Genomic DNA, 25623 nt, shown 5'->3' with positions numbered 1-25623 from the left:
GCCAGTCAGGGCAAAGGTGTAAGCCATTAACCATGGTACCGCTCCTGTTATTCGAAATTTAGAATATTCAGTCACACAAATGCTTAACTGACTGACGTTAACCCCTGGTTCGCCCTTTTTATCGCAGCCAATAAGGCCTGCAGCTCACTGCGCACCCGGTGCCAGGCGTATCAACAACGGTTCCAGCAGCAGGTTATATGACTATTTGTGCCAAAAAAGTCCCACGTTTGGGTTGTCAGTGTGGCGATTTCACCAGGTCATTGCAGCGGTGGCATGACACAGTAGCTCAGGAACCGCGCATCTCCATCCAGTTGTGACCATCGATCTGTTTGGGTTGATGCACACCACAATGTTGCAGCAGCTCGTCAACGAAGGCGGGCACCAGCAAGGACGCCGGTCCGTAGCGCTTCTCGTCAAACTGGCTGCCCACCTCGCTCGGCTCCAGATTGAGCTCTATGGTATGGGCACCATTCAGCCCGGCCTCATGCACGAAACCGGCGGCGGGATAGACAGCCCCCGAGGTGCCGATGGAAATGAAGAGATCGCACTGGGCCAACGCGCCGTAGATGCGATCCAGCCCGAGCGGCATTTCGCCAAACCAGACCACGTGCGGGCGCAATGGCTGAGGAAACTGGCAGCAGGAGCAGAGCTCATCCTGATGCAGATCGCCACGCCACTCGATCACCTGGCCCGACTCGGGACAGCGGGCCTTGAGCAGCTCCCCGTGCATGTGGATGAGGTTAGTGCTACCGGCACTCTCGTGCAGGTTGTCGATATTCTGGGTCACCAGGGTGACTGTGCCCGGCAGCAGGCGCTCGAGGCGAGCCAGCGCATAGTGGGCCGGGTTGGGGTGGATCTGCGGCTGTTGCAACTGATGGCGGCGCGCGTTGTAGAAGCCTTGTACCAGGGCGGGATCCCGCGCGTACCCTTCCGGGGTCGCCACATCCTCCACCCTGTGCTCTTCCCACAAACCGTCGCAGGCACGGAAGGTCTTGATGCCGGATTCAGCAGAGATCCCGGCGCCGGTAAGGATGACGATGTGTTTAGCTGACTGCACCATGATGATTTTCCTCTGACCGCATACAAGGCTGACCTTAGCACAGGGTGAAAAACAGGCCTATTCGCCCTTGGTCTTATGAGAATACCCGCATCACAGGGTATCAAGCACGCTCAGATCAAGCCGAACAAACACCAGCTCCCGCCCCGTCACCAGGGTGAGCGGCAGCCCCAGCCCGCGCAGGAGTGCCAGCATGGGGCGATTCTGGGCCAGCACCTCTGCCGTCCATTCACGAATACCTTCCGCGCGCGCCAGCAGCGCCAGTGCCAACAAGATGCGCCTGCCCGCCCCCCTGTGCTGGAAGTGATCCGCCACCAGGCAGGAGAACTCGGCTCGATCCGGGTGCAGCCGCCGCCGGATGGACTGGGCCTGGGCCAGCGGCCGCCCCAGACCATCGGTGAGCAACAAGCCTATCTGGGGCGCTCTGGGATAATCGAGAAAAAAAGCGATCTGATCGGCGGTGGGGGGCTGTTTGGCCCGCATGAAGCGCAAGTAAATGCTCTGCTCGCTCAGTGCTTCATAAGCCGCCTTGATACACTCGGGATCGGCCCCCGCCAGCTCTTGCAACCGGCAGGGGATGCCCCCCACTTCCATCATCAGGGGCAAGGATGCCCGCGAGGTGGGATGCAGCCAGCCAGCCAGGCTGTGGCGCAAGCGCGCTTTATCGGGAGGCCAACACAAGTAGCGGGGCACGGGTTACCAGCGCCCTGTCATGCCGCGATCACGCCACAGCTCGTTATCGAGCAGGTTGAAGGGGTCATCCAGATAGAGGGCGATGCCGAGCTCCCTGGCGCGGTTGATGAAACGCCCGATCAGGGAGTCCGGCGTCATGGCCTCCAGCCCGGGCAGCAGGCTCTGTCCCAGCAGCAGGTGCTGCAGGGGAATACGTTCCAGCAGATCGAACGGCATATGCTGATCATTGTCGAGCAGCAAGGCGAGCCTGGCCCCGGCCAGACTCGCCTGTAGCACCAGGGCAAACCGATCCGCCTGACTGAGCAGGTGGTCACGGCGGTGAATGACCAGCGTCAGGTCACTGGCGTCTCGCCCCTGCTTGCCCAACCACTCCCGCACCAGCTCCCAGCGTGGTGGCAAGCCGGTCACCGCCAACCAGACAGGCAACTTGGAGGGGGGATCCGAGATAAGCCCCAACAGCCCCTTCTCAGCTCCCTGCCAAGTACGAATGGTGCGACGCTGGCCACTGAGCCGCTGTTGCCGCTGGGGCCCCAGGTAAAACACCTTGAGCAAGCGCAGCAGATCGTCAGTCAACAGGGGCTTGGCCAGGGCTGCCACCACGTTGAAACCGGCGTCATGCAACAGGCGCCGTGCACCGTCGATCAGGGTCTGGTCATGCGCAGACAGCAAGATAATGGGCAGGCCGCTTTGCCGGTACTGGGGCTGGCTCATCAACAGGCTGATGGCATCCTGCTCCACCAGACTGAGATCGCTGATGAGCAGTGTGACCTTCCCCTCCGCCAACACCTGGATACAGGCATTGCCATCCTGCACCCATTGACAGGAGAGTCCCACCCCCTGGATCTCTTGCTGAATGTGAGCACCCTGAAACGGGTGATCCTCCAGCAACAAGATCTGTGTCCCGGCCAGCCACTGCCGCCACTGCTGATAACGGTCATGCACGCCCGCTAGCCAGTCATCCGAGAGCCGATAGATGCCCTCACCCTGCGCCACCAGTTGCGGCAGATAGTCGGCGCCAGCGTGCGAGGCTGGGTCAAACAGGGCGATGGCACCGGCGGCAAACACCCCCTCCCAGTGCCAGCAGGCGTCTGGCCTGGTGCGACGCAGGGTCGCAAACTCGGGCAGGCTGACCGCCTGGGCCGCCCGATAGGCAATCCCATCCAGCGCATAGATGGTCACGGGATAGAAGAAACGCTCTTGTGTTCCTTCCGAATCCAGTAACGCCAATAACTCTTCATCTGTGATGATCATGTCAGACTCTCTCACCTAATCGCCGGCAGACCTCATCCAGAGCGTGCCGCAGTGGGGATATAAGGGGTTGCCGTGGATCTTGTTTCCACTGCTCGATCACCTGGATCAGCGGGGTGGCCCCGACCATTTTGGCGGCCCCCTTCACCTTGTGTAAAGCTGCATCGAGCGCCATCTCATCCCCTTGTGCGATGTAGTGATCAATGTCGGCCAAATCTTGGCGAGTGGCCTCCAGATAGAGGGTGACAAGTTCAGCGCTCAGCAGCGGCAGCGCCTGTGTCGGCCATTCCGGCGCCAGATCCTCGTCTGATGCCTTGAGCGGGGGCGGGACTGTGTCACCTGACGTCGGCAGGCTGCGCAGCAAGTTGGCCAAATCCTTGAGTAGCAGGGGCTTGTCCAGATGTCCCCGGCAACCGCAACTGGCCAATCGCTGGGCCGCCTGCTCGCTGAGATCGGCGGTGATCACGTAGGCTGGCAGATGCTGCCAGCGCACCGAGTCACGCAACTGCTGACACAGCTGGGCACCATCCATCACTGGCATCTGCAGATCGGTCAGCACCAGATCCACCGTCTCGTGCTGCAAAATGTCGAGCGCCAGCTGGCCATTGGCCGCACTCAGTACCTGGGCCCCCAGCTGGGTCAGCTGCATGCTGATCAACACCCGATTTACCTCGTGATCTTCGACCAGCAGCACCCGCATCCCCTGCCCCGGCAGACTCATCTCCTCTTGAGCAGAGGACACCAGCCTGGGCTGCAACAAGCTGACCACAGCGCCTGGTACCCAGGGTTCGCCCTGCCAGTCCCAGTAACGCAGTCCCTGATCATCGTCGGCGGCGCGCAACAGGGGACCGGTGGGATCCTCGCTCAGGCCGAGCTCGCCAAGCCAGGGCAAGAGATAAGCACGCTCCGTATCGTTCAACTGGATATTGACGCAGGCCACTTTCGGTTGCCAGCGCGGCGCCTCATGCAACAACACCAACGGCAAGGTGCAGGTGAAACGGCTGCCCCCGAGGGGACGCGGCTCGACCCGGATCTCGCCGCCCATCTGCTCCATCAGCTGATGGCTGATAGCCAGCCCCAGTCCGGTGCCCTGAGCTCTGGGCTGCCCCTCCTCTCCTCCCTGCTCGAATGGCAGGAACAGACGAGGCAACAGATCGTCACTGATGCCTGGCCCTTCATCATCAACCCCACACAGCAGGCAGTTCTCTTCACGCCGGGCCCACAGCACCACCTCACCGGCAGGGCTGAACTTGATGGCGTTGGCGAGCAGATTATGCAGCACCTGCTGCACCCTATGGGGATCCAGCTCAACCTGTGCGGGCAAGTGATGATCGATATCCAGTCGCAGTTGCAACCGTTTGGAGCGGGCCTTGGACCAGTGCACCGCCGCTATATGCTCACACAAGTCCACCAGATCGGTCGGCTGGGGAGAGAGCGCCAGCTGCCGGTTCTCGTTGCGACTGAAATCGAGCACATCGTTGAGCAAGCCGAGCAGCTCGTCCCCCGCCTGTCTCACATGGGAGAGCGCAGAGCGCTGCTCTGCCGATAAGGGGGTTTGATCGAGCCACTCCAGCAGCCCCAGAATGGCATTCATGGGGGTACGGATCTCATGGCTCACCGCCGCGAGAAAGCGCCCCTTGGCCAACACAGCTTGCTCGGCCCGCTCGTGGGAGGCTTGCAGGGCATGCTCCTGCTCGACTCGGGCGGTCACATCCTGCACCACGCCGTAAACGCGCCACCCCCCTTCCGGCTGGCTGCGACCCCGGCCATAGAACTGCAACCACCGCGTTCCTTTGCCCGGATGGGCATAACGCAGCGCATAGGAGAAGGGTTGCCCTGACTGCAACATGACCAGCATGGGCATCCGCATCTCGCGCCTGTCCTGATGCAACAGCCGGCTGAGCACGATGTCGGGATCGCGGCGGATCTGCTGACTGGCCAACCCCAACAGCTCGTAACTGCCGCGGCTGATGAACTCGACCTGCGTTATGCTGCCCTGCTGCAGGATGAACTGAATGACGACCCCGGGCACTGTATTGGTGAGGGCACGCAGGCGACGCTCGGCCTGATGCAGCAAACGGGTGCGCTCGCGCAGAGCGCTGATATCGGACAGTGCGATCAGATCCCCTGCCTGTGTCGGCTTGCCCAGCTGCAGCGGGATCTGGGCGTAGGAGAACACCTGATCCCCGAGGGACAAGGTTCCTTCCGTCCCCTGTAACTGGGGCGATGGCAGGCTGAGTTCGGTCAGATAACGGGCCTCCAGCCGTTTGGCCTGCTTGTTGCGCTTGATGATCTCACCCTGATTGTTCCGCAGGAAGACGGGGGCCGGCAGCGCCTGGAACAGGGACTCCCTGAACTGGCTCTCCAGCGCCAAGATCTGTTCCATCTCCTGGCGCTGATTCACCTCCCGCGCCAGCTGCTGGCGGGAGCGCCAGATCAGCCAGATGACGCTGGCACTGATCAGCAGTGCCAGCAATATGGATCCCAGCCAGATACCGTAACTGACCCCCGCCTGCTGGGTCAGCACCAGCCGGCGCCAGCGCTGGTTGAGTTCATCATTCTGCCTGCCGGTGAGGGTCATAAGACTCTGTTCCATCACCCCAGCCAGTTTGGGGCTGCGGGAGCCTATGGCAAAGCCAAGCCCGAAGCGGACCGGCAACTCCTTGATATTTAAGCCATCCAGCTGGTTGTTGCGCAGTGGATATTGCAGCTGATACAGCTCGGTCAGCATGGCATCGGCTTTGCCTGCCCGCACCTTCGCAATGCCTGACTCAAGCGTCTCGCTCTTGCGCCACTCATGCTGGCCAAAATGTGCCAGCATGTCGGAGTCATAGAGGCTGGCAGGCACCAGTACCTCCCCCTTGAGTGCTTCCAGTCGTCCGAACGGCTGAGACTTGCGGCTGACCAGAGCATAGCGACTCTCGACCATGATGCGGGTAAAGTCGAACTCGCGGGTCAGGGCCGGGGTCTCCAGCAGGCCCGCCATCATGTCCGCCTCGCCACTGCGCAGCTTGTCCAGGGCCTCCTCCCTGTCCCGGGCTGGCACCACATGAAAGTTCAGTCCGGTCTGCAGGCTAACCCGGCGCAGCACATCGGCGCTCCAGCCCGTTAGCTGCCCCTGCCCGTCGATGCCGCTATAGGGCATAAGCGCAGGATCCACCACCAGTTTGATGGTGCGGGAGGTACCGACCAGCAAGGCCTGCTCCTCATCGGTGAAGTGCAGTGGATTGATGTCCTGCTCTCCCTGTTCTAGATAGCGATCCAGATCCTTGTAGAGGCTACCGGGGGACATGTAGCGGAGCGCCGTGTCGATTAGCTCCCTGAGCTCCGGTTTGTCCCGCATCATAAGGCGATAACTGATCACCAGTTCATCGTTGCGCAACCGGCGCAACCGCAATCCCTCATCCGGATATTCGCGCATCAGGTAACGCAGTTGCAGGTAGTCACCGAGATAGGCAGTCCCCTTGCCTGCCACCAACGCCGCATACCAGTTGTCAGCGTCGGTCAGGGCCAACTGGGTTGCATGGGGATAGAGCGACTTGAGCACCTCACTCGCCTGCCAGACGGGCGATACCAGAAAGGTGGCGCGTTCCAGCTCACCGCGATAGACAATGGCGGATTCGGCCTCCAGCAGAGCGCGGCTCAGGGCCATGCCCGGCAATACCTGTAGTGAAGAGCCGACATACGGGATGAGATCACAGCGTCCCGCTAGCAGCCCCTGCTGCACGGCGGACCAGTTTGGCAATTTTTCGTGCAGCAATGGTACCGGCAGCTGCTCGGCCAGCCGCTCCAGCTGATCGATCAGCAAGCCCCCCGACTCTTCGAGATAGGGTGGCAGGATCAGGGCCGGATAGCAGATGGTCAGCGGCTTGAGTGCGTCGGTATAGGCCTGGGTGGCCGGCGACAGGGGTAAGGTCATAGCCTGCACCGGCATTGCCAGCAGCAGTGTGAGTAAAAGGTGGTTTTTTATCATGAAAAAGTAAAAGCCAGGCGGTTGCCTGGCTTTTTATCACTCGTTGGGTTCAACATTTTCTACCCTAGCCTTGAGCTTCTGGCCAGGCCGGAAGGTCACCACACGACGAGCGCTGATAGGAATATCCTCGCCCGTTTTGGGGTTGCGTCCGGGACGCTGATTCTTCTCACGAAGGTCAAAGTTACCGAAGCCTGAAATCTTGACTTGTTCACCACGCTCTAGCGCCTGTCTGATTTCCTCAAAGAAGGCTTCCACCATATCTTTGGCTTCACGCTTGCTCATCCCCAGCTGGGTGAACAGGTGCTCTGCAATGTCGGCTTTGGTAAGCGCCATAGATCAATCCCTCAAGGATGCATTCAACTCTTCACCAAGGGCCCGCACGACATTGTCTACGGTCTCGGCAATCTCTTTCTCCTCCAGGGTGCGCTGGGTGTCTTGCAATACAAGACTGATGGCCAGGCTCTTCTTGTCCTCTGCCATACCAGCACCCTGGTATACGTCAAACAAGTTTATTCCAACTACCTGATTTCCGCCAACTTTTTTAATTACTGCAAGGACATCGCCAGCCAGAACCGCAACGTCGACCACCACTGCGATATCGCGACGGTTGGCAGGGAAGCGAGAGACCTCGGTTGCAACCGGCACCTGGGCAGGCGTCAGCTTGTCCAGCTCCAGTTCAAACATGACGGCGCGGCTCTTGAGACCCAGCTTCTTCTCGAGGCTCGGGTGGATCACGCCGATATGGCCGATGACCTCGCCATTACGCAAGATGGCTGCGCTCTGGCCCGGATGCAGGGCGCTGTGCTCGGTACGCTCGAAGGTAAAGGTGGCCCCTTCGGCGGTGAGATCCAGTATCGCTTCCAAGTCTCCTTTCAAATCAAAGAAGTCGGCGGCGCGGCTCTTGATGTCCCAGTGTTCATCACTCTGGTTGCCAATGATGATACCGGCCAGCATCGGCTCCTGACGGATGCCGTTCTCGGCGCTTTCATCCTTGATGAAACGCAGACCCTGCTCGAACAGGCGCACGCGCGGCTGCTGACGGTTCTGGTTGTAGACCACCGCCTGTACCAGACCTGGGAACAGAGAGACGCGCATGGCGGACATCTCGACCGAAATCGGGTTAGGCAGCACGATAGCATCGCTCTGCGGGAACAGGGTTTGCTGGGTCTTGGGATCGACGAAGCTGTAGGTGATCGCTTCCTGGAAGCCGCGGTCAACCAGCAGATCACGGACCCGCTTCAAGGTCACCTGCCCTTCTGCCTGCTCAACCATCGCCAGAGAGGCGGCCGGTTTGAGGTTCGGGATGTTGTTGTAGCCGTAGATGCGGGCCACTTCCTCGATGAGGTCTTCCTCAATGGCGATATCGAAACGCCAGGAGGGTGCCAGCGCAGTCCAGCCATCAGCATCAACCGTCACCTGCATGCCGAGGCGGGTCAGGATCTCGACCACCTGAGCATCAGCCACGCTGATACCGATCACTTTGTCGAGCTTGGTGCGACGCAAGCGGATAGGGGCCGCTTTCGGCAGATGGGCATCGGATTTGACCTCGATGACCGGGCCCGCTTCGCCGCCGCAGATATCCAGCAGCAGGCGGGTGGCACGATCCATCACCTTGGCTTGCAGCTCGGGATCAACCCCGCGCTCGAAGCGATGGGAAGAGTCGGTGTGCAGACCATAGGCTCGGGCACGACCTGTGATGGAGAGCGGCGCAAAGAAAGCGCACTCCAGCAGGATGTCGGTGGTGGTCTCAGAGACGCCAGTGCGATTACCGCCGAAGATACCGGCCATGCAGGCAGGGCCTTTGGCATCGGCAATCACCAAGGTGGTCTCTTTGAGCTTCACTTCATTGCCATCGAGCAGGGTCATCGGCTCGTCAGCGTGGGCGCGACGCACCACCAGTTCCCCGTCAAGCCGAGCCAGATCGAAGGCGTGCATCGGCTGACCGTATTCCAGCAGCAGGTAATTGGTGATATCGACGATGGCGTCGATGGAGCGAATACCGCCACGGCGCAGCTTCTCTTGCATCCAGAGCGGGCTCTGGGCCTGCAGGTTCAGCCCCTTGATCACGCGACCCAGATAACGGGGGCAATCGGCCGGAGCCTCAACCCGGATCGGGAAGGTCGCATCACAGGTGGCAGCAGCTGGCGTCCAGGTCGGCTCGACCACGTCCACGCTGTTGAGCACGCCGATCTCGCGGGCGAGCCCCGCGATGCCGAGGCAATCGGCACGGTTCGGGGTCAGGTCCACGTCGATCGCCACATCATTAAGATCGAGGTAGTCGCGAATATCGGTGCCAATGGGTGCATCCAGCGGCAGCTCGATGATGCCATCAGCTTCGACGTCGATACCCAGCTCACTGAAAGAGCAGAGCATGCCGTGAGACGGCTGGCCACGCAGCTTGGCTTTCTTGATGGTGAAATCACCCGGCAGGGTCGCCCCTACTTTGGCCACGCACACTTTCAGGCCGGCGCGGCAGTTCGGCGCGCCGCAGACGATATCCAGCAACTCGGCCTCGCCCACGTTGACCTTGGTCACCCGCAGCTTGTCGGCGTCCGGATGCTGGGCACACTCAACCACCTCACCCACGACCACATTGTTGAACTGGCCAGCCACCGCTTCCACGGCGTCCACTTCCAGACCGGCCATGGTGATCTGCTCAGCCAGTGCATTGTCACTCAACTCGGTGCGGACCCACTCCATCACCCAGGATTTACTGAATTTCATGTTCTCTCGCCCTTACTTGAACTGCTTGAGGAAGCGCAGATCGTTTTCGAAGAAGGCACGCAGGTCGTTGACCCCGTAACGCAGCATGGTCAGGCGCTCAACGCCCATGCCGAAGGCAAAGCCGGAGTATTTTTCCGGATCAATACCGACCGAACGCAGTACGTTCGGGTGCACCATGCCGCAGCCCAGCACTTCCAGCCACTTACCGTTCTTGCCCATCACGTCCACTTCAGCGCTCGGCTCGGTGAACGGGAAATAGGAAGGACGGAAGCGAATGGTCAAGTCTTCCTCGAAGTAGTTGCGCAGGAAGTCGTGCAGAATGCCCTTCAGCTCAGTAAAGCTGGCATGTTCGTCAACCAGCAGGCCTTCAACCTGATGGAACATCGGGGTGTGAGTCATGTCGTAGTCGTTACGATAGACGCGGCCCGGCGCAATGATGCGGATCGGCGGCTGTTGCTGCTGCATGGTACGGATCTGTACACCGGAGGTGTGGGTACGCAGCATCAGATCGGGATTGAAGTAGAAGGTATCATGATCGGTACGCGCCGGGTGGTGAGCCGGAATGTTCAGCGCATCGAAGTTGTGGAAGCCATCTTCAATCTCGGGACCGCGTTCCACTTTGAAACCCATCTCGCCAAACAGGCGTTCGATGCGCTCGACAGTGCGAGTCACTGGGTGCAGACCACCGTTCTCGATGCGACGGCCCGGCAGGCTGATGTCGATGGTCTCGGCTGCCAGCTTCTGGTTCAGAACAGCCACTTCGAGGGTCTCACGACGCTCGTTCAACGCATCCTGAACCTGCTGCTTGGCCTGGTTGATCACGGCCCCCGCAGCGGGACGCTCTTCGGCGGACAAGGTGCCCAATGTCTTCATCTGCTCGGTAAAAAAGCCCTTTTTACCCAGATATTTGACCCGGATCTCGTCAAGGGTCGCAACGTCATTGACGCCCTCAATCTCGGCCTTGGCCTGGCCGACTACTTCTTCAAGCTGTTGCATGTCTTCCTCGTCACCACTCCCGAAACAGGAGCCTGTTAGGCTAAATAAGGTCAAGAGGAGAATAATACAAAAAAAGCCCCGTGGCTGACCATAGTTATGGTGGGCTTTTCTCCCTAGAAATCATTTTGTTATCGGGTAAGCAGCCTACCCTGCCCTCTACTTGCATTAAATATGGGGAAAGAATACTAGCTTGTTGGCATATGAAGGCACTTGTTGCAGGGATGAAGCGCACTGGGTGGGCTCAATAACAGGATAGAAGAATGACGGGCAGCAAAAGACGAGCAACAAAAAAGGAGGCCGAAGCCTCCTTTTATCTTTCATAACAGGACCGGATTAAACCAGCGCTGCTTTAGCCTTTTCAACCAGGGCGGTGAAAGCCAACTTGTCGTGAACGGCGATATCGGACAGGATCTTGCGATCGATCTCGATAGAAGCTTTCTTCAGACCGTTGATCAGACGGCTGTAGGACAGACCATTCTGACGGGCTGCAGCGTTGATACGCGCAATCCACAGCTGACGGAACTGACGCTTTTTCTGGCGACGGTCACGATAGGCATACTGACCAGCTTTGGTTACCGCTTGTACCGCTACGCGGTAAACTCGGGAACGGGCGCCGTAGTAACCTTTGGCGGCTTTCATTACTTTCTTGTGACGAGCGCGAGCAGTCACACCACGTTTAACTCTTGGCATTTTTCACATCCCCCTTATGCGTACGGCAGACAAGCGACAACACGTTTGTGGTCGGCAGCAGAAACCATGAACTTCGGCCCCAGCTTGCGCTTACGCTTACTGCTCTTCTTGGTCAGGATGTGACGCAGGTGGTTGTGCTTGCACTTGAAGCGACCCGAGCCAGTCTTCTTGAAGCGCTTTGCAGCACCCCGGTTGGTTTTCATCTTCGGCATTTCATACTCCGCATTGTGAGTGACAACAAAATCGCAAGGCGAACCGACTCATGGGCGAACCCATGAGTCAATTTCTTGTGGGCCTTAAGATTTCTTCTTAGGTGCGAGGACCATCACTGCTTGACGGCCTTCGACTTTCGGGAACGACTCTACTACGGCCAACTCTTCCAGATCGTTTTTGACGCGCTCCAGAACCTTGATACCAAGATCCTGGTGGGCCATTTCACGACCACGGAAGCGCAGGGTGACCTTAGCCTTGTCCCCGTCTTCCAGAAAGCGAACCAGGTTGCGTAGTTTTACCTGATAGTCGCCTTCGTCAGTGCCAGGACGGAATTTGATTTCCTTGACCTGGACGACTTTCTGCTTTTTCTTCTGTTCTTTGGTTGTTTTGCTCTTTTCGTAGAGGAATTTGCCGTAATCCATGATCCGGCAAACGGGCGGTTCAGCGTTAGGGCTGATCTCGACCAGATCTACTCCAGCCTCAAGGGCCAAGTTCAGTGCATCATGGATCTCGACGACACCCAAAGGCTCTCCGTCAATACCAGTGAGACGAACTTCTTTCAGACGAATCTCGGTATTGATCCGGTGAGCGCGGGCTTGCGGTTGCTTGCCCAGTTTTTTTCCGCCTTTTATAGCTTATTCCTCCACTTTCTTTTGTCCGCGGGTCTGAACTTCCTGGGTCAACAGAGCCACTAGCTCTTCAACAGGATAAGTGCCCAGGTCAGCCCCTTTACGAGTCCGTACTGCAATCTTACCGGCTTCAACTTCTTTATCGCCGCAGACCAGCATGAAAGGTACTCGCTTCAAAGTATGCTCGCGGATTTTAAAGCCAATCTTCTCATTTCTCAAGTCCGCTTTTGCGCGAAGACCCGCATCATTCAATGCTTTGGCTACTTTTACCGCATAATCGGCCTGATTATCTGTGATATTCATGACCACAGCCTGAGTCGGAGCCAACCAAGTCGGGAACAGCCCGGCGTACTCTTCGGTCAGAATACCGATGAAACGCTCGAGTGAACCCAGAATGGCCCGGTGGATCATCACCGGTACGTGGCGTTCGTTGTCTTCACCCACATAAGTGGCACCCAGACGTCCAGGCAGGGCAAAGTCGAGCTGCACGGTACCACACTGCCAAGCACGATCAAGGCAATCATGCAGGGTAAATTCGATCTTGGGACCGTAGAAGGCGCCCTCACCCGGCTGCAAATCGTACTTCAGGCCGTTCAGCACCAGAGCTTCGGCCAAGGCGGCCTCTGCGCGATCCCAGGCTTCATCGGAGCCAATACGCTGCTCGGGACGAGTCGAGAGCTTGACCACGATATTTTCAAAGCCAAAGGTGCCGTAGACGTCATAGACCATACGGATACAGGCGGACACCTCTGCCATGATCTGCTCTTCGGTACAGAAGATGTGAGCGTCATCCTGGGTAAAACCACGCACCCGCATCAGACCGTGCAGGGAACCGGACGGCTCGTTGCGGTGGCAGGAGCCGAACTCGGCCATGCGCAGCGGCAGATCGCGGTAGGACTTCAGACCCTGGTTGAAGATCTGCACATGACCCGGGCAGTTCATCGGCTTGATGGCGTATTCGCGGTTTTCGGACTGGGTGGTAAACATGGCCTGGGCATACTTCTCCCAGTGACCTGAACGCTCCCACAGCACCCTGTCCATCATGAAGGGACCCTTCACTTCCTGATAGTCGTACTCTTTGAGCTTGCCACGGATGAAGGTTTCCAGCTCACGGAAGATGGTCCAGCCATCGTTGTGCCAGAACACCATGCCAGGCGCTTCTTCCTGCATGTGATACAGGTCGAGCTGCTTGCCTATCTTGCGGTGGTCGCGCTTGGACGCCTCTTCCAGACGCTGCAGGTAGCCTTTGAGCTGCTTCTTGTCAGCCCAGGCCGTACCGTATATGCGCTGCAGCATCTTGTTGTTGGAATCGCCACGCCAGTAGGCGCCGGACATCTTCTGCAACTTGAAGTGGTGGCAGTGACGCATGTTGGGCACGTGCGGGCCACGACACATGTCGACGTACTCTTCGTGATGATAGAGACCGGGCTTATCATCACGGGCAATATTCTGATCCAGGATCTCGACCTTGTAAGACTCGCCACGGGCGTCGAACACGTCGCGTGCTTCCTGCCAGGAGACTCTCTTCTTGATGACGTCGTAATCCTTGGCGGCCAGCGCCAGCATGCGCTCTTCCAGGGCAGCCAGATCGTCGTCGGTCAGGGTGCGATCCAGATCAACGTCGTAGTAGAAACCGTTATCGATGACGGGACCAATGGCCATCTTGGTCTGGGGCCAGAGTTGCTTGATGGCATGACCCAGCAGGTGAGCACAGGAGTGGCGCAGTATGTCCAGACCTTCTTCGTCTTTGGCGGTGATGATGGCCAGGGAAGCATCGGCTTCGATCAGCTCGCAGGCATCCACCAGTTCACCGTTTACCCGACCGGCAATGCACGCCTTGGCAAGACCCGGACCTATGTCCGCGGCCACGTCCATGACGGAAACGGAGTGGGCAAATTGACGTTGGCTGCCGTCAGGCAGAGTAATGATTGGCATTGTGTGTTTCCTTATACAGTGGTGCCCCCTACCAAAGGGCACATGCGGGATGGAAAAATCATTCAAAAAGGGTGATGTTCTGGCTCTCTACAGCACTTTGCAGAGGCGCCCAGCACCGCAAACAGCTTGCTTAACGGCACAAGACAAACCAAAAACCGAACCATGCTACCAGAAGTAGGCGGGGGTGTATCGGGTTTGATGAGATTTTCTACAACCAAATGAGGCGCTTGCCAGTTAGCCACCAAGCAGGGGTTGCCAGTTGAAATCGAAGGTACTGCTCCCCTCCTCGGCCAGTGCGATCTCCTCCAACACCTTCAATGCAAGCTTGTTACCCTTTTGCGCCGCCTGATAGAGCCACTGCTTGGCCTGAGGCAGATCGACCCGGCCACTCACCCCCATCAGGTGCAGCACACCGACTTTGAGCATGGCGGGCACGTCACCGTTTCGGGCCGCCAGCTCCATCCAGTGAAATGCCTGACGCAGATCCCGTTTCACCCCGGCGCCGCGCAGATAGACCTCCGCCAGCCGGTATTGGCCGAAGGCATCGCCCGCCTGCGCCGACTGGCGATAGAGGCTGATGGCCAGATCCATGTCCTGATCTGTGCCCTGCCCCACTTCGTGGCTCCACCCCATCAGCGCCTGCGCACGGGGGAGCCCCTGCTCGGCCAGCGGTTGCCAAATCTTTGTCGCCGTCTCGAACTGGCCGCTGCGCCAGGCCCGGTTGGCCGATGCCAGCGCCTGCTCGGTGGAGAGCGGGATCAGCCGCCAGATGACCAGGCCAAGCACACCGATAAATAGCCAGCGGGAGACAATGGGTTTCATGATGATTTCCGTGATCCAGTTCGCACTTTGTCTATGTAAACGAAATGTAGCGACAGGATCAAGCAAGAGATCCATTTGCCATGCCGTTTCAGGCAACGATTACTAAACAGGGGCTTGTATTTCGATGCGCTCACTTGCAATATAACTGTATATATAAACAGTATCTGTGTGATGTGATGGCAGGACGAGGCAGCACCCACAATATCGAGCATCGTTTCAGTGGCCCGCTGGTCGAGGCCGTCGACGATGGCTGGCAGCAAACCGAGTGGGAACCGGCGTTCAACACCCCTGCCCCCCAGACCGAGGTTCGCGAGACTCAGGCCAGGAGCATCATCAGCTACAACCGCTCACCGGATGTGCCCTTTGGTCGCTCCATCAATCCCTATCAGGGGTGCGAGCATGGCTGCATCTACTGCTATGCCAGACCCAGTCACACCTACCTGGAGCTCTCCCCCGGTCTCGACTTCGAGACCAGGCTGTTTGCCAAGCTCAACGCCGCCACCCTGTTGCGCCGGGAGTTTGCCAAGCCAACCTATCAGCCACAGACCATAGTGCTGGGCGCCAATACGGATCCTTATCAGCCCATCGAGCATCACTATCGCCTCACCCGCCAATTGCTGGAAGTGATGCTGGCCCATCGCCATCCGGTCGGCATCATCACCAAGAGCGCCATGATATTGCGCGACCTCGATCTGCTGGCCGCGCTGGGCCGGGAGGGTCTCTGCCAGGTGATGGTGTCGGTGACGACATTAAATGAAACCCTGCGGCGACAGCTGGAACCCAGGGCGAGCACAGGCACGGGTCGGCTCAAGGTGATCGAGAAGCTGGCACAGGCCGGGGTACCAGTCGGCGTGCTGGCCGCGCCCATCATCCCGCGCCTCAACGAGCCTGAGCTGGAACAGATCATCAAGGCGGCGGCCGAGGCCGGTGCCCACTGCGCCGATTACATACTGCTACGATTGCCCCACGAACTGACCACCCTGTTCAGCGACTGGCTGGATGAGCATTACCCCGGCCAGAAGGAGGCCATCCTGAACCAGTTACGGGCCAGTCGGGATGGCGGACTCAACAGCCCCGCCTTTGGCGCCCGCATGCGCGGTGAAGGCCAGTTTGCCGACTTGCTCGCCCAGCGCTTTCGGCTCATCAGCAAGCGCTTGGGCTTGGGCCAGCGCCATCTTCAACTGCGGCGGGACGGCTTCATTCGCCCGGGCGAACAACTGCGGCTGTTCTGATCGCCCCGACAAGTCAACCGCGCTCACAACGCCCTCTTCGCCGGCCACCACAAACCCTGCCGACAAGCAGGGCCTCACCCCCTTGGCCGAGGCGAGTGCGTGGCCTTGCCCTGCGCGATCAATTCGGCTGGCAGTCGTGATGGCTCATGGGCCACTTCGTCCTCATACTCCTCTGTCAGCGATGCTGGTTGATGTTCGCCCCATACCCGGCTCCACCAGATCTCCCACATTACCCAGCTAGTCATAAGGTGCTCCTGTTTGATGGCTACACATCGCCGTCTGTTAAATGCGACAGGGGTAGCTTGGCCTCATCCCATGACAGGGGGATGACGCAAGCATGATGAATTGGGGACAACGACATTAAGGAGGAGCACGGCAATGCTAGCGGTGCAAGTGATCAGCGACGCGTACAGCAACAGGATCAGGCTGATCCATCAGACCTGTGGGCGCTCGCCATCTGGGGCAAACGGCAACAACAAAAAGAGCGACCCAAAGGGCCGCTCTTTCGCATGTAAGGCAAACGGGCGATTATTCGTCGCTCGCGGCACCCTCTTCAGTGGACCCTTCAGTGGATCCTGCATCGGCAGAGCCGGCATCTGGCGCGGTATCAGTGCCTTCGGACACCTCACCGTCAACGGCCACGATGTCGTTCTCTTCTTCGTCGCTCTCCGCGATACGCTGCAGGCCAACCACGGTCTCGTCTTCACCGGTACGGATCAGACGCACACCGCCGGTGTTACGGCCAATGACGCTCACCTCGGCAACGCGAGTACGGACCAGGGTACCGCCATTGGTGATCAGCATGATCTGGTCGGTATCTTCGACCTGGATCGCATCGATCACCTTGCCGTTACGCTCGTCCACCTTGATGGAGCGAACGCCCTGGGTACCACGGCTCTTGGTCGGGTACTCGGTCAGCGCGGTACGCTTGCCGTAACCGTTCTCGGTCGCGGTCAGGATGGCACCCTCGCCACGGGGGACGATCAGGGACACCACCTTGTCACCGTTGAGCAGACGGATACCACGTACCCCACCGGCGGTACGACCCATGGGACGCACGCCCTTGAAGGTACCCTTGCTTTCGGTGCCTTCGCCGTTGTCGCTGCCATCGTCGTCGTTACCGGCGTCAATGACACTCTCGTCATCCCCGTCGACATCATCGCTGACATCGGCATCGGCGGCATCGGCACGACCGCTACCTTCTGCAAAGCGAACCACCTTGCCCGCATCGGAGAACAGCATGATCTCGTTGCTGCCATCTGTGATGTCCACCCCGATCAGCTCATCACCCTCTTTGAGGTTGATAGCACGAATACCGGAGGAGAGCGGACGGCTGAACGCAGACAGGCTGGTTTTCTTCACGGTACCGTCAGCGGTGGCGAAGAAGACATACTTGTCATCGGCATACTCTTTCACCGGCAGGATGGCGGTGATGCGCTCACCCTCTTCCAGCGGCAGCAAGTTGATGATCGGACGACCACGGGCGCCACGGGACGCCTCCGGCAGCTGATACACCTTGAGCCAGTAGACCTTGCCACGGGTGGAGAAGCACAAAATGGTGTCGTGGGTGTTGGCCACCAGCAGACGTTCCACAAAGTCCTCTTCCTTGATCCGGGTGGCCGACTTGCCACGACCACCGCGGCGCTGGGCCTCGTAGTCGGAGAGCGGCTGGTACTTCACATAACCCTGGTGAGACAGGGTCACGACCACGTCTTCCGGGGTGATCAGATCTTCGATGTTGATCTCGGCACTGGAGGCGCTGATCTCGGTGCGGCGCTCGTCGCCATACTGCTCGCGCACGGCCAGCAGTTCATCTCGGATCACTTCCATCAGCCGTTCCGGGCTTGCCAGGATGAACAGCAGCTCGGCGATCAGATCCAGCAGAGATTGATACTCTTCCAGGATCTTCCCGTGCTCGAGGCCGGTCAGCTTGTGCAGACGCAGATCCAGGATGGCCTGGGCCTGCTGTTCGGTCAGGAAGTATTGACCTTCACGGATGCCGAACTCCGGCTCCAGCCACTCCGGACGGGCCGCGTCGTCGCCTGCTTTTTCCAGCATGCCGGCCACGTTGCCGAGATCCCATCCCCGAGCTACAAGCTTGGCTTTGGCGTCGGCAGAGGTGTCGGAGTGACGGATCAGCTCGATGATGGGGTCTATGTTGGCCAGTGCGACCGCCAGACCTTCAAGGATGTGGGCCCTATCCCGCGCCTTGCGCAGTTCGAACACGGTCCGGCGAGTCACCACTTCACGGCGGTGCAGCAGGAACGCATCCAGGATGTCTTTAAGGTTCATCACCTTGGGCTGGTTGTTATCGAGCGCCACCATGTTGATGCCGAACGTGGTCTGCAGCTGGGTGTGCTTGTAGAGATTGTTCAGCACAATCTCGCCAGACTCGCCACGTTTGATCTCGATAACGATGCGCATGCCGTCCTTGTCGGACTCATCGCGCAGGGCACTGATGCCCTCGACTTTCTTCTCTTTGACCAGCTCGGCGATCTTCTCGATCAGCCGCGCCTTGTTCACCTGATAAGGCAGCTCGTGAACCAGGATGGTCTCACGATGGGTCTTGTCGTCCACTTCCACTTCGGCCTTGGCGCGCACATAGACGGAGCCGCGACCGGTACGGTAAGCCTGCACTATGCCGGCGCGACCATTGATGATGGCGCCAGTGGGGAAATCAGGCCCTGTGATATAGGTCATCAACTCATCGATGGTGAGATCGCTATTTTCGATCAGCGCCAGACAGCCGTTGACTATCTCGGTCAGGTTGTGAGGAGGAATGTTGGTCGCCATGCCCACCGCGATACCGGATGAGCCGTTGACCAGCAGGTTGGGCACCTTGGTGGGCATGACAGCCGGGATCATCTCGGTGCCATCATAGTTGGGCACCCAGTCCACGGTCTCTTTGTCCAGATCGGCCAGCAGCTCGTGGGAGATGCGGGCCATCCGCACTTCGGTGTAACGCATGGCGGCGGCGCTGTCGCCGTCGACCGAACCGAAGTTGCCCTGACCATCGACCAGCATGTAGCGCATGGAGAAATCCTGCGCCAAGCGGACGATGGTGTCATACACGGCACTGTCGCCGTGCGGGTGGTATTTACCGATTACGTCACCGACCACACGGGCCGATTTTTTATAGGGCTTGTTCCAGTCGTTCCCCAACTCGTTCATAGCAAACAGAACGCGGCGGTGAACCGGTTTCAAGCCATCACGCACATCCGGCAGAGCTCGTCCTACGATCACGCTCATGGCGTAATCAAGATAGGAACTCTTGAGCTCTTCTTCGATGTTGATCGGCGTGATCTCTCTGGCCAGATCGCTCATAGAAAGCCTTAATCCCTAATTAGTTGTTCTTTGGCTTAAACAGCGCGCCATGGTAACACACTGAGCCAAATACCTTAAGCCACAAATCCGGATAACAAGTCGGGCTGGTGTGACAAAATGTGTCCGTTATAATGCCCGCCAGGACAATAGATTGCGCCCAAGTCTTGCTACCTGCGCGCCCTGCCACAGGATCATCAAAAAATGAATAGTGATGCCAATGTCGATCTGACAGAAATCGCCAAATTTGAAGCCATCGCCTCCCGCTGGTGGGACATGGAGGGCGAATTCAAGCCACTGCATCAAATCAATCCGGTGCGCCTTGACTGGATCACCGACAAGAGCGGCGGCCTGTTTGGCAAGCAGGTTCTCGACATCGGCTGCGGGGGCGGCATCCTCTCCGAGAGCATGGCCCGTCGGGGCGCTCGCGTGATGGGCATCGACATGGGCAAGGAGCCGCTCGGCGTCGCCCGCCTGCACGCCCTCGAGCAGGGCGTGGAGCTCCAATACCAGCAGATGACGGCGGAGGAACATGCCGGCCAGGCCCCTGGCCAGTATGACGTGGTCACCTGCATGGAGATGCTGGAGCACGTGCCGGATCCGGCTTCAGTGCTGCGCGCCATCGCCACCTTGGTACGCCCCGGCGGACGGGTGTTCATCTCCACCATCAACCGCAACCCGAAAGCCTATCTGATGATGATCCTGGGGGCCGAATACCTGATGAAGATGATCCCCAAGGGCACCCATGATCACAAAAAATTCATCACCCCCGCCGAACTGTGCCGCATGGGTGAAGCGGCGGGTCTGTTGGTGCGGGACATGAGCGGCGTACACTATTCGCCGCTGACCGGCCAGTTCAAACTCGGCAAGAACGTCGACGTCAACTACATGGTGGAATTCATCCGCCCGGAGCAAGGCTGATGGGCGACTCTCACCCGGCGCCGCTGCGCTGCGTGCTGTTTGATCTCGACGGCACCTTGCTCGATACCGCACCTGACTTGGGCGCGGCCGTCAACCATGTGCTGGTGAGCGAAGGCTTTGCCCCGCTCTCTGATGCCATCATTCGCCAGACCACCTCCAACGGGGCGCTCGGGCTACTCAGGGCCGGGCTTGGCGATGAGCTGCTCGAGGAGCTGGGCGCCACTCGCCTGCGCGCCGCGCTGCTCGACTTCTACGCCGCCCACCTGTGTGTCGGTACCCGTCCCTATGAGGGCATGCTGGAGCTCATTGAATGGCTGGACGAACGCGCCCTGCCATGGGGCATAGTCACCAACAAGCCGGGCTTTCTCACCGAGCCGCTGTTGGCGGCCTTGCCTGAGCTTGCCAGCTGCGGCGTGACGGTCAGTGCCGATACCCTGCCGGTACGCAAGCCCGACCCCGCCCCCATGTTCTTCGCCTGCGACCAGCTAGGGGTCGAGGCAGCCCACTGCCTCTACGTAGGGGATCATGTGCGCGACATCGAAGCGGGCCGCAACGCCGGTATGCGCACCGCCGTCGCGGGTTGGGGTTATCTGAGCGATGACGAGGATCCCGCCGACTGGGGCGCAGATCTGCACTTCGATACGGTACAGGCCCTGCACCACTGGCTGCGTTACGAGGTAGCCTGACCCCATGATCCGCTTGGTCACAGGCATTGATGGATCATAAAGGCAGTTTTGTTGCCAAAAGAAACCCAATTGAGCACCACCCGCTGGGGCATAGGGGTACGCAAGGATGCGATGGGAGGTCAGGAGTGATCTCCCATTTTTGCCGTTTGGCAACCGCTAACCGACAGGGACAGGACACCTTTTGACCCAGGCTGCACAAGGGATAACCAGACTGAATTTGCTAGTAAAAACACCCCGTTTTCGCAAGCAAAAAAAGTTATTTAAATTTTCCATGTTCGATCATCAGGCTTGCATTTACCGGATCGGACGCATGAAAACCCACTCACTGTGAGCAGCCACTAACATGGGTCGCAACACCCACAATTTATCCACAGCTAATGCCTTATCCACAGATTGCAAAGCCGGGTAGACCTCACTATCTTGTAGCTCGAACTTAAAATAACACTATATCTTGTGATTCATCGCACAACATGCCCCCGCTCCCTCAGTCGATCACGACCAGGCGGTCAAGGCCGTGCGATGGTTTTTCGGGAATCAACTACAAAGGTCATCAGCCAATGAACTTGTTTGTGACGAAGCGTAACGGCCACAAAGAACCCATCGATCTGGATAAAATTCACCGCGTGCTGGATTGGGCCGCCGAGGGACTCGACAACGTGTCGGTATCCCAGGTGGAACTCAAGTCCCACATCCAGTTCTATGACGGTATCCGTACCGCCGATATCCACGAAACCGTCATCAAGGCCACTGCTGATCTGATCTCCGAGCAAAGCCCGGATTACCAGTACATGGCTGCCCGTCTGGCCATCTTCCACCTGCGCAAGAAAGCCTACGGCCAGTTCGAACCTCCCCATCTCTACCAGCACGTCGCCCGTCTGGTAGACATGGGCAAATATGACAAGCACCTGCTGACCGACTACACCCAGGCCGAATTTGAGGCGCTCAACGAGCACCTGGATCACTGGCGTGATATGGACTTCTCCTACGCCGCCGTCAAGCAGCTGGAAGGCAAGTACCTGGTGCAGAACCGCGTCACCGGCGAGATCTACGAGAGCCCGCAGTTCCTCTACATCCTGGTAGCGGCCTGCCTCTTCTCCAAGTACCCGAAAGATACCCGTCTGGACTACATCAAGCGCTTCTACGATGCAGTCTCGACTTTCAAAATTTCCCTGCCGACGCCCATCATGAGCGGCGTGCGGACCCCGACTCGCCAGTTCAGCTCCTGCGTGCTGATCGAGTGTGATGACAGCCTGGATTCCATCAACGCCACCGCCAGCGCCATCGTGCGTTATGTCTCCCAGCGCGCCGGTATCGGCATCAACGCTGGCCGTATCCGTGGTCTGGGTAGCCCCATCCGTGGTGGCGAAGCGTTCCACACCGGTTGCATCCCCTTCTACAAATACTTCCAGACTGCGGTCAAATGCTGCTCCCAGGGCGGCGTGCGCGGCGGTGCGGCCACCCTCTTCTATCCGCTGTGGCACACCGAGGTGGAGAGCCTGCTGGTCCTGAAAAACAACCGCGGCGTGGAAGAGAACCGGGTCCGTCACATGGACTACGGCGTGCAGATCAACAAGCTGATGTACCAGCGCCTGATCAAGGGCGGCGACATCACCTTGTTCTCCCCGTCCGATGCCCCTGGCCTGTACGATGCCTTCTTCGCCGATCAGGACAAGTTCGAGGCACTCTACGTCAAGTACGAGCAGGACCCGGCCATTCGCAAGAAGACCATCAAGGCGGTCGACCTCTTCTCCCTGATGATGCAGGAGCGTGCCGGTACCGGCCGCATCTACATCCAGAACGTGGATCACTGCAACACCCACAGCCCGTTCGATCCGAGCGTGGCGCCGGTACGCCAGTCTAACCTCTGCCTCGAAATCGCGCTGCCGACCAAGCCGCTCAACAACGTGGATGACGAAGAGGGCGAGATCGCCCTGTGCACCCTCTCCGCGTTCAACCTCGGCGCCATCGAGAAGCTGGAAGATCTGGAAGAGATGGCCGATCTCGCCGTGCGTGCCCTGGATGCCCTGCTCGACTATCAGGACTACCCGCTCAAGGCTGCCCAGAAAGGCAGCATGAACCGTCGTACCCTGGGGATAGGCGTCATCAACTACGCCTACTACCTGGCCAAAAACGGCGCCCGTTACTCCGACGGTTCCGGTCTGGCGCTGACGCACCGCACCTTCGAGGCGATCCAGTTCTACCTGCTGAAAGCCTCCGTGCAGCTGGCCCGCGAGTTCGGCCCCTGCCCGGCGTTCAACGAGACCACTTATGCCCAGGGCATTTTGCCCATCGATACCTATAAAAAGGATCTCGACAACCTGTGCAACGAGCCGCTGCACCTGGATTGGGAAACCTTGCGTGAAGAGATCCGCACCGTGGGTCTGCGCAACTCCACCCTGACCGCCCTGATGCCAAGCGAGACCTCCAGCCAGATCTCCAACGCCACCAACGGCATAGAGCCGCCGCGCGGCCTGGTATCGGTCAAGGCCTCCAAGGACGGTATTCTCAAACAGGTGGTGCCCGAGTATCATCGCCTGAAAGATCAATACGAACTGCTCTGGAAGCAACCGAGCGTCGATGGCTATCTGCAGTTGGTCGGTATCATGCAGAAGTTTGTGGATCAGGCGATCTCCGCCAACACCAACTACGACCCCGCCCGTTTTGAAGGCAACAAGGTGCCGATGAAACAGTTGCTCAAGGATCTGCTGACCGCTTACAAATACGGCCTCAAGACCCTCTACTATCACAACACCCGTGATGGTGCGGATGACGCACAAGCCGATATGCAAGATGACGGTTGTGCCGGTGGGGCTTGTAAAATATAAGCCATTGCAAGATCTGACAACCGGGCGGGAGCGACAAGCTCCCGCTCTCCTGTTTTACCCATTTAATACATTCTGGTAACCATGGCCTATTCAACTTTCTGCCAAACCCAAAACGACCAGCTCAAAGAGCCGATGTTTTTTGGCCAATCGGTCAATGTGGCCCGTTATGATCAACAAAAGCACGAAGTGTTCGAGCGACTGATCGAGAAACAGCTCTCCTTCTTCTGGCGCCCGGAAGAGGTCGATGTCTCCCACGACCGCATCGACTATCAGGCCCTGCCGCCCCACGAGCAGCACATCTTCATCTCCAACCTGAAGTACCAGACCCTGCTGGATTCCATCCAGGGTCGCAGCCCCAACGTGGCGCTGCTGCCGCTGGTCTCCATTCCGGAGCTGGAAACCTGGATCGAGACCTGGGCCTTCTCGGAGACCATCCACTCGCGCTCCTACACCCACATCATTCGCAATATCGTCAACACCCCGGCCCAGGTGTTTGATGACATCGTCACCAACGAGCAGATCTTGAAGCGCGCTGGCTCCATCAGCTGCTTCTACGACGATCTGATCGAGGCGACCGCACTCTACAACCTGCACGGTGAAGGGACCCATAGCGTCGCCGGACACATGCGCACCATCACATTGCGCGAGCTGAAGAAGAAGCTCTACCTGTGCCTGATGAGCGTCAATGCGCTGGAGGCGATCCGCTTCTACGTCAGCTTCGCCTGCTCCTTTGCCTTCGCCGAACGCGAACTGATGGAAGGCAACGCCAAGATCATCAAGATGATCGCCCGCGACGAAGCGCTGCACCTGACCGGCACCCAGCACATGTTGAACCTGATGCGCACCGGCCAGGACGACCCCGAGATGGCCGAGATTGCCGCCGAGTGCGAGCAGGCCTGCTTCGAGATCTTCAAGGAAGCCGCCATTCAGGAGAAAGAGTGGGCCGAGTACCTGTTTCAGGACGGCTCCATGATCGGCCTGAACAAGGACATCCTCTGCCAGTACGTGGAGTACATCACCAACCTGCGCATGAGTGCGGTCGGTCTGCAGTCAGCCTTTGCCGGCGCCAAGCAAAACCCGATCCCCTGGATCAACACCTGGCTGTCCTCTGACAACGTGCAGGTCGCCCCGCAGGAAGTGGAAGTGAGTTCCTACCTGGTCGGCCAGATCGACAGCGAAGTACATGCCGACGATCTCGGTGACTTCGAGCTGTGAGTCAGCTACCCGATATGCTGGTCGACCTGATCGACAGCGAAGTACACGCAAATGATCTCGGTGACTTTGAGCTGTGAGTGACGCCACCAACACGCTGGCAACTGCCCCGCAGCCTGCAACACAGCAAGAGGCCACACAGGCGCCGCGGGTGCAGACCCGCGACGGTACCCTGCTCGCCCATCCCGGCGAGAGCGTGTTGGAGACCCTGGAGCGCCACGGCCATCATGTGGAGTTCCAGTGCCGTAGCGGCTATTGCGGCGCCTGCCGCACGCCCTTGCTGGCAGGCTCGGTGCACTATGCCCATGTGCCGTTGGCATTCGTCTCCCCAGGCGAGTGCCTACCCTGCTGCTGCAAACCGGTCGGGGCCATCCGGCTGGACATCAGGAAAGGCTGACGCAGCAAGCACCACACGCGTTGCCAAACAAAAAGCCGCCGGATTTGAC

20 protein-coding genes are annotated in these 25623 nt (G+C 58.9%); 6 read left to right on the top strand and 14 right to left on the bottom strand.

The window, feature by feature from the left end; all coding sequences use genetic code 11:
• Positions 1–286: 286 nt before the first annotated feature.
• From cobB to BN1129_RS05270, 12 genes are all read right to left on the bottom strand, one after another.
• Positions 287–1060, bottom strand: coding sequence for a Sir2 family NAD+-dependent deacetylase (gene cobB, locus BN1129_RS05325; protein ID WP_042034948.1), 774 nt, complete (start codon positions 1058–1060; stop codon positions 287–289).
• Positions 1061–1150: 90 nt separating this feature from the next.
• The gene (locus tag BN1129_RS05320; protein ID WP_042034947.1) at positions 1151–1750 is read right to left on the bottom strand and encodes a GNAT family N-acetyltransferase; all 600 of its coding nucleotides are present in this window, start codon (positions 1748–1750) and stop codon (positions 1151–1153) included.
• A 3-nt stretch (positions 1751–1753) separates the two neighbouring features.
• On the bottom strand, positions 1754–3001 hold the full coding sequence (locus BN1129_RS05315) for a response regulator (protein WP_042034946.1): 1248 nt from the start codon (positions 2999–3001) through the stop codon (positions 1754–1756).
• A gap of 1 nt (position 3002) precedes the next feature.
• Positions 3003–6971 carry an ATP-binding protein gene (locus tag BN1129_RS05310; RefSeq protein WP_042034944.1) on the bottom strand — a complete coding sequence of 1323 codons (3969 nt, stop codon included), beginning with the start codon at positions 6969–6971 and terminating at the stop codon, positions 3003–3005.
• Between the two features lie 36 nt (positions 6972–7007).
• On the bottom strand, positions 7008–7304 hold the full coding sequence (gene ihfA / locus BN1129_RS05305) for an integration host factor subunit alpha (RefSeq protein ID WP_005300715.1): 297 nt from the start codon (positions 7302–7304) through the stop codon (positions 7008–7010).
• A 3-nt stretch (positions 7305–7307) separates the two neighbouring features.
• Positions 7308–9695, bottom strand: coding sequence for a phenylalanine--tRNA ligase subunit beta (gene pheT / locus BN1129_RS05300; RefSeq protein WP_042034943.1), 2388 nt, complete (start codon positions 9693–9695; stop codon positions 7308–7310).
• Positions 9696–9707: 12 nt separating this feature from the next.
• Positions 9708–10691, bottom strand: a complete 984-nt coding sequence (pheS, locus tag BN1129_RS05295; protein ID WP_042034942.1) for a phenylalanine--tRNA ligase subunit alpha — start codon at positions 10689–10691, stop codon at positions 9708–9710.
• Positions 10692–11024: 333 nt separating this feature from the next.
• Positions 11025–11381, bottom strand: a complete 357-nt coding sequence (rplT, locus tag BN1129_RS05290) for a 50S ribosomal protein L20 (RefSeq protein WP_005300683.1) — start codon at positions 11379–11381, stop codon at positions 11025–11027.
• Positions 11382–11395: 14 nt separating this feature from the next.
• Positions 11396–11593 (bottom strand): 50S ribosomal protein L35, encoded by a 198-nt coding sequence (gene rpmI / locus BN1129_RS05285; RefSeq protein ID WP_005315535.1) that lies wholly within the window; start codon positions 11591–11593, stop codon positions 11396–11398.
• 84 nt (positions 11594–11677) lie between these two features.
• Complete coding sequence (infC, locus tag BN1129_RS05280; protein WP_155603220.1) at positions 11678–12208, bottom strand: translation initiation factor IF-3; 531 nt, start codon at positions 12206–12208, stop codon at positions 11678–11680.
• A 21-nt stretch (positions 12209–12229) separates the two neighbouring features.
• Positions 12230–14158, bottom strand: a complete 1929-nt coding sequence (thrS, locus tag BN1129_RS05275) for a threonine--tRNA ligase (RefSeq protein WP_042034941.1) — start codon at positions 14156–14158, stop codon at positions 12230–12232.
• Positions 14159–14392: 234 nt separating this feature from the next.
• On the bottom strand, positions 14393–14980 hold the full coding sequence (locus BN1129_RS05270) for a tetratricopeptide repeat protein (RefSeq protein WP_042034940.1): 588 nt from the start codon (positions 14978–14980) through the stop codon (positions 14393–14395).
• A 176-nt stretch (positions 14981–15156) separates the two neighbouring features.
• Between BN1129_RS05270 and BN1129_RS05265 the strand changes: the two genes are divergently transcribed.
• Entirely contained in the window at positions 15157–16212 is a 1056-nt protein-coding gene (locus BN1129_RS05265) for a PA0069 family radical SAM protein (RefSeq protein ID WP_042034939.1), read from the top strand.
• Positions 16213–16286: 74 nt separating this feature from the next.
• On the opposite strand, the gene BN1129_RS23735 is transcribed toward BN1129_RS05265, so the two are convergent.
• Positions 16287–16457: a hypothetical protein gene (locus BN1129_RS23735; protein ID WP_167335265.1), complete on the bottom strand. Its 171-nt coding sequence runs from the start codon at positions 16455–16457 to the stop codon at positions 16287–16289.
• Between the two features lie 283 nt (positions 16458–16740).
• Positions 16741–19536: a DNA topoisomerase (ATP-hydrolyzing) subunit A gene (gene gyrA, locus BN1129_RS05260; RefSeq protein ID WP_042034938.1), complete on the bottom strand. Its 2796-nt coding sequence runs from the start codon at positions 19534–19536 to the stop codon at positions 16741–16743.
• Positions 19537–19737: 201 nt separating this feature from the next.
• Here gyrA and ubiG point away from each other — a divergent pair, with 201 nt between their 5' ends.
• From ubiG to yfaE, 5 genes are all read left to right on the top strand, one after another.
• The gene (gene ubiG / locus BN1129_RS05255) at positions 19738–20454 is read left to right on the top strand and encodes a bifunctional 2-polyprenyl-6-hydroxyphenol methylase/3-demethylubiquinol 3-O-methyltransferase UbiG (RefSeq protein ID WP_042034937.1); all 717 of its coding nucleotides are present in this window, start codon (positions 19738–19740) and stop codon (positions 20452–20454) included.
• Complete coding sequence (locus BN1129_RS05250; RefSeq protein WP_042034936.1) at positions 20454–21140, top strand: HAD family hydrolase; 687 nt, start codon at positions 20454–20456, stop codon at positions 21138–21140. Before ubiG ends, BN1129_RS05250 begins: the two co-directional genes overlap by 1 nt.
• Before the next feature lie 557 nt (positions 21141–21697).
• On the top strand, positions 21698–23965 hold the full coding sequence (gene nrdA / locus BN1129_RS05245) for a class 1a ribonucleoside-diphosphate reductase subunit alpha (protein WP_042034935.1): 2268 nt from the start codon (positions 21698–21700) through the stop codon (positions 23963–23965).
• An 81-nt stretch (positions 23966–24046) separates the two neighbouring features.
• Complete coding sequence (gene nrdB, locus BN1129_RS05240) at positions 24047–25180, top strand: class Ia ribonucleoside-diphosphate reductase subunit beta (RefSeq protein WP_042034934.1); 1134 nt, start codon at positions 24047–24049, stop codon at positions 25178–25180.
• 73 nt (positions 25181–25253) lie between these two features.
• Positions 25254–25574 carry a class I ribonucleotide reductase maintenance protein YfaE gene (yfaE, locus tag BN1129_RS05235; RefSeq protein ID WP_042034933.1) on the top strand — a complete coding sequence of 107 codons (321 nt, stop codon included), beginning with the start codon at positions 25254–25256 and terminating at the stop codon, positions 25572–25574.
• Positions 25575–25623: the final 49 nt, after the last annotated feature.

The sequence above is a fragment of the Aeromonas popoffii genome, assembly GCF_000820025.1.
Lineage (GTDB): Bacteria > Pseudomonadota > Gammaproteobacteria > Enterobacterales > Aeromonadaceae > Aeromonas > Aeromonas popoffii.
The sequence above is the reverse complement of the archived record's forward strand: the minus strand, read 5'-3'. Positions and strand labels throughout refer to the sequence as shown.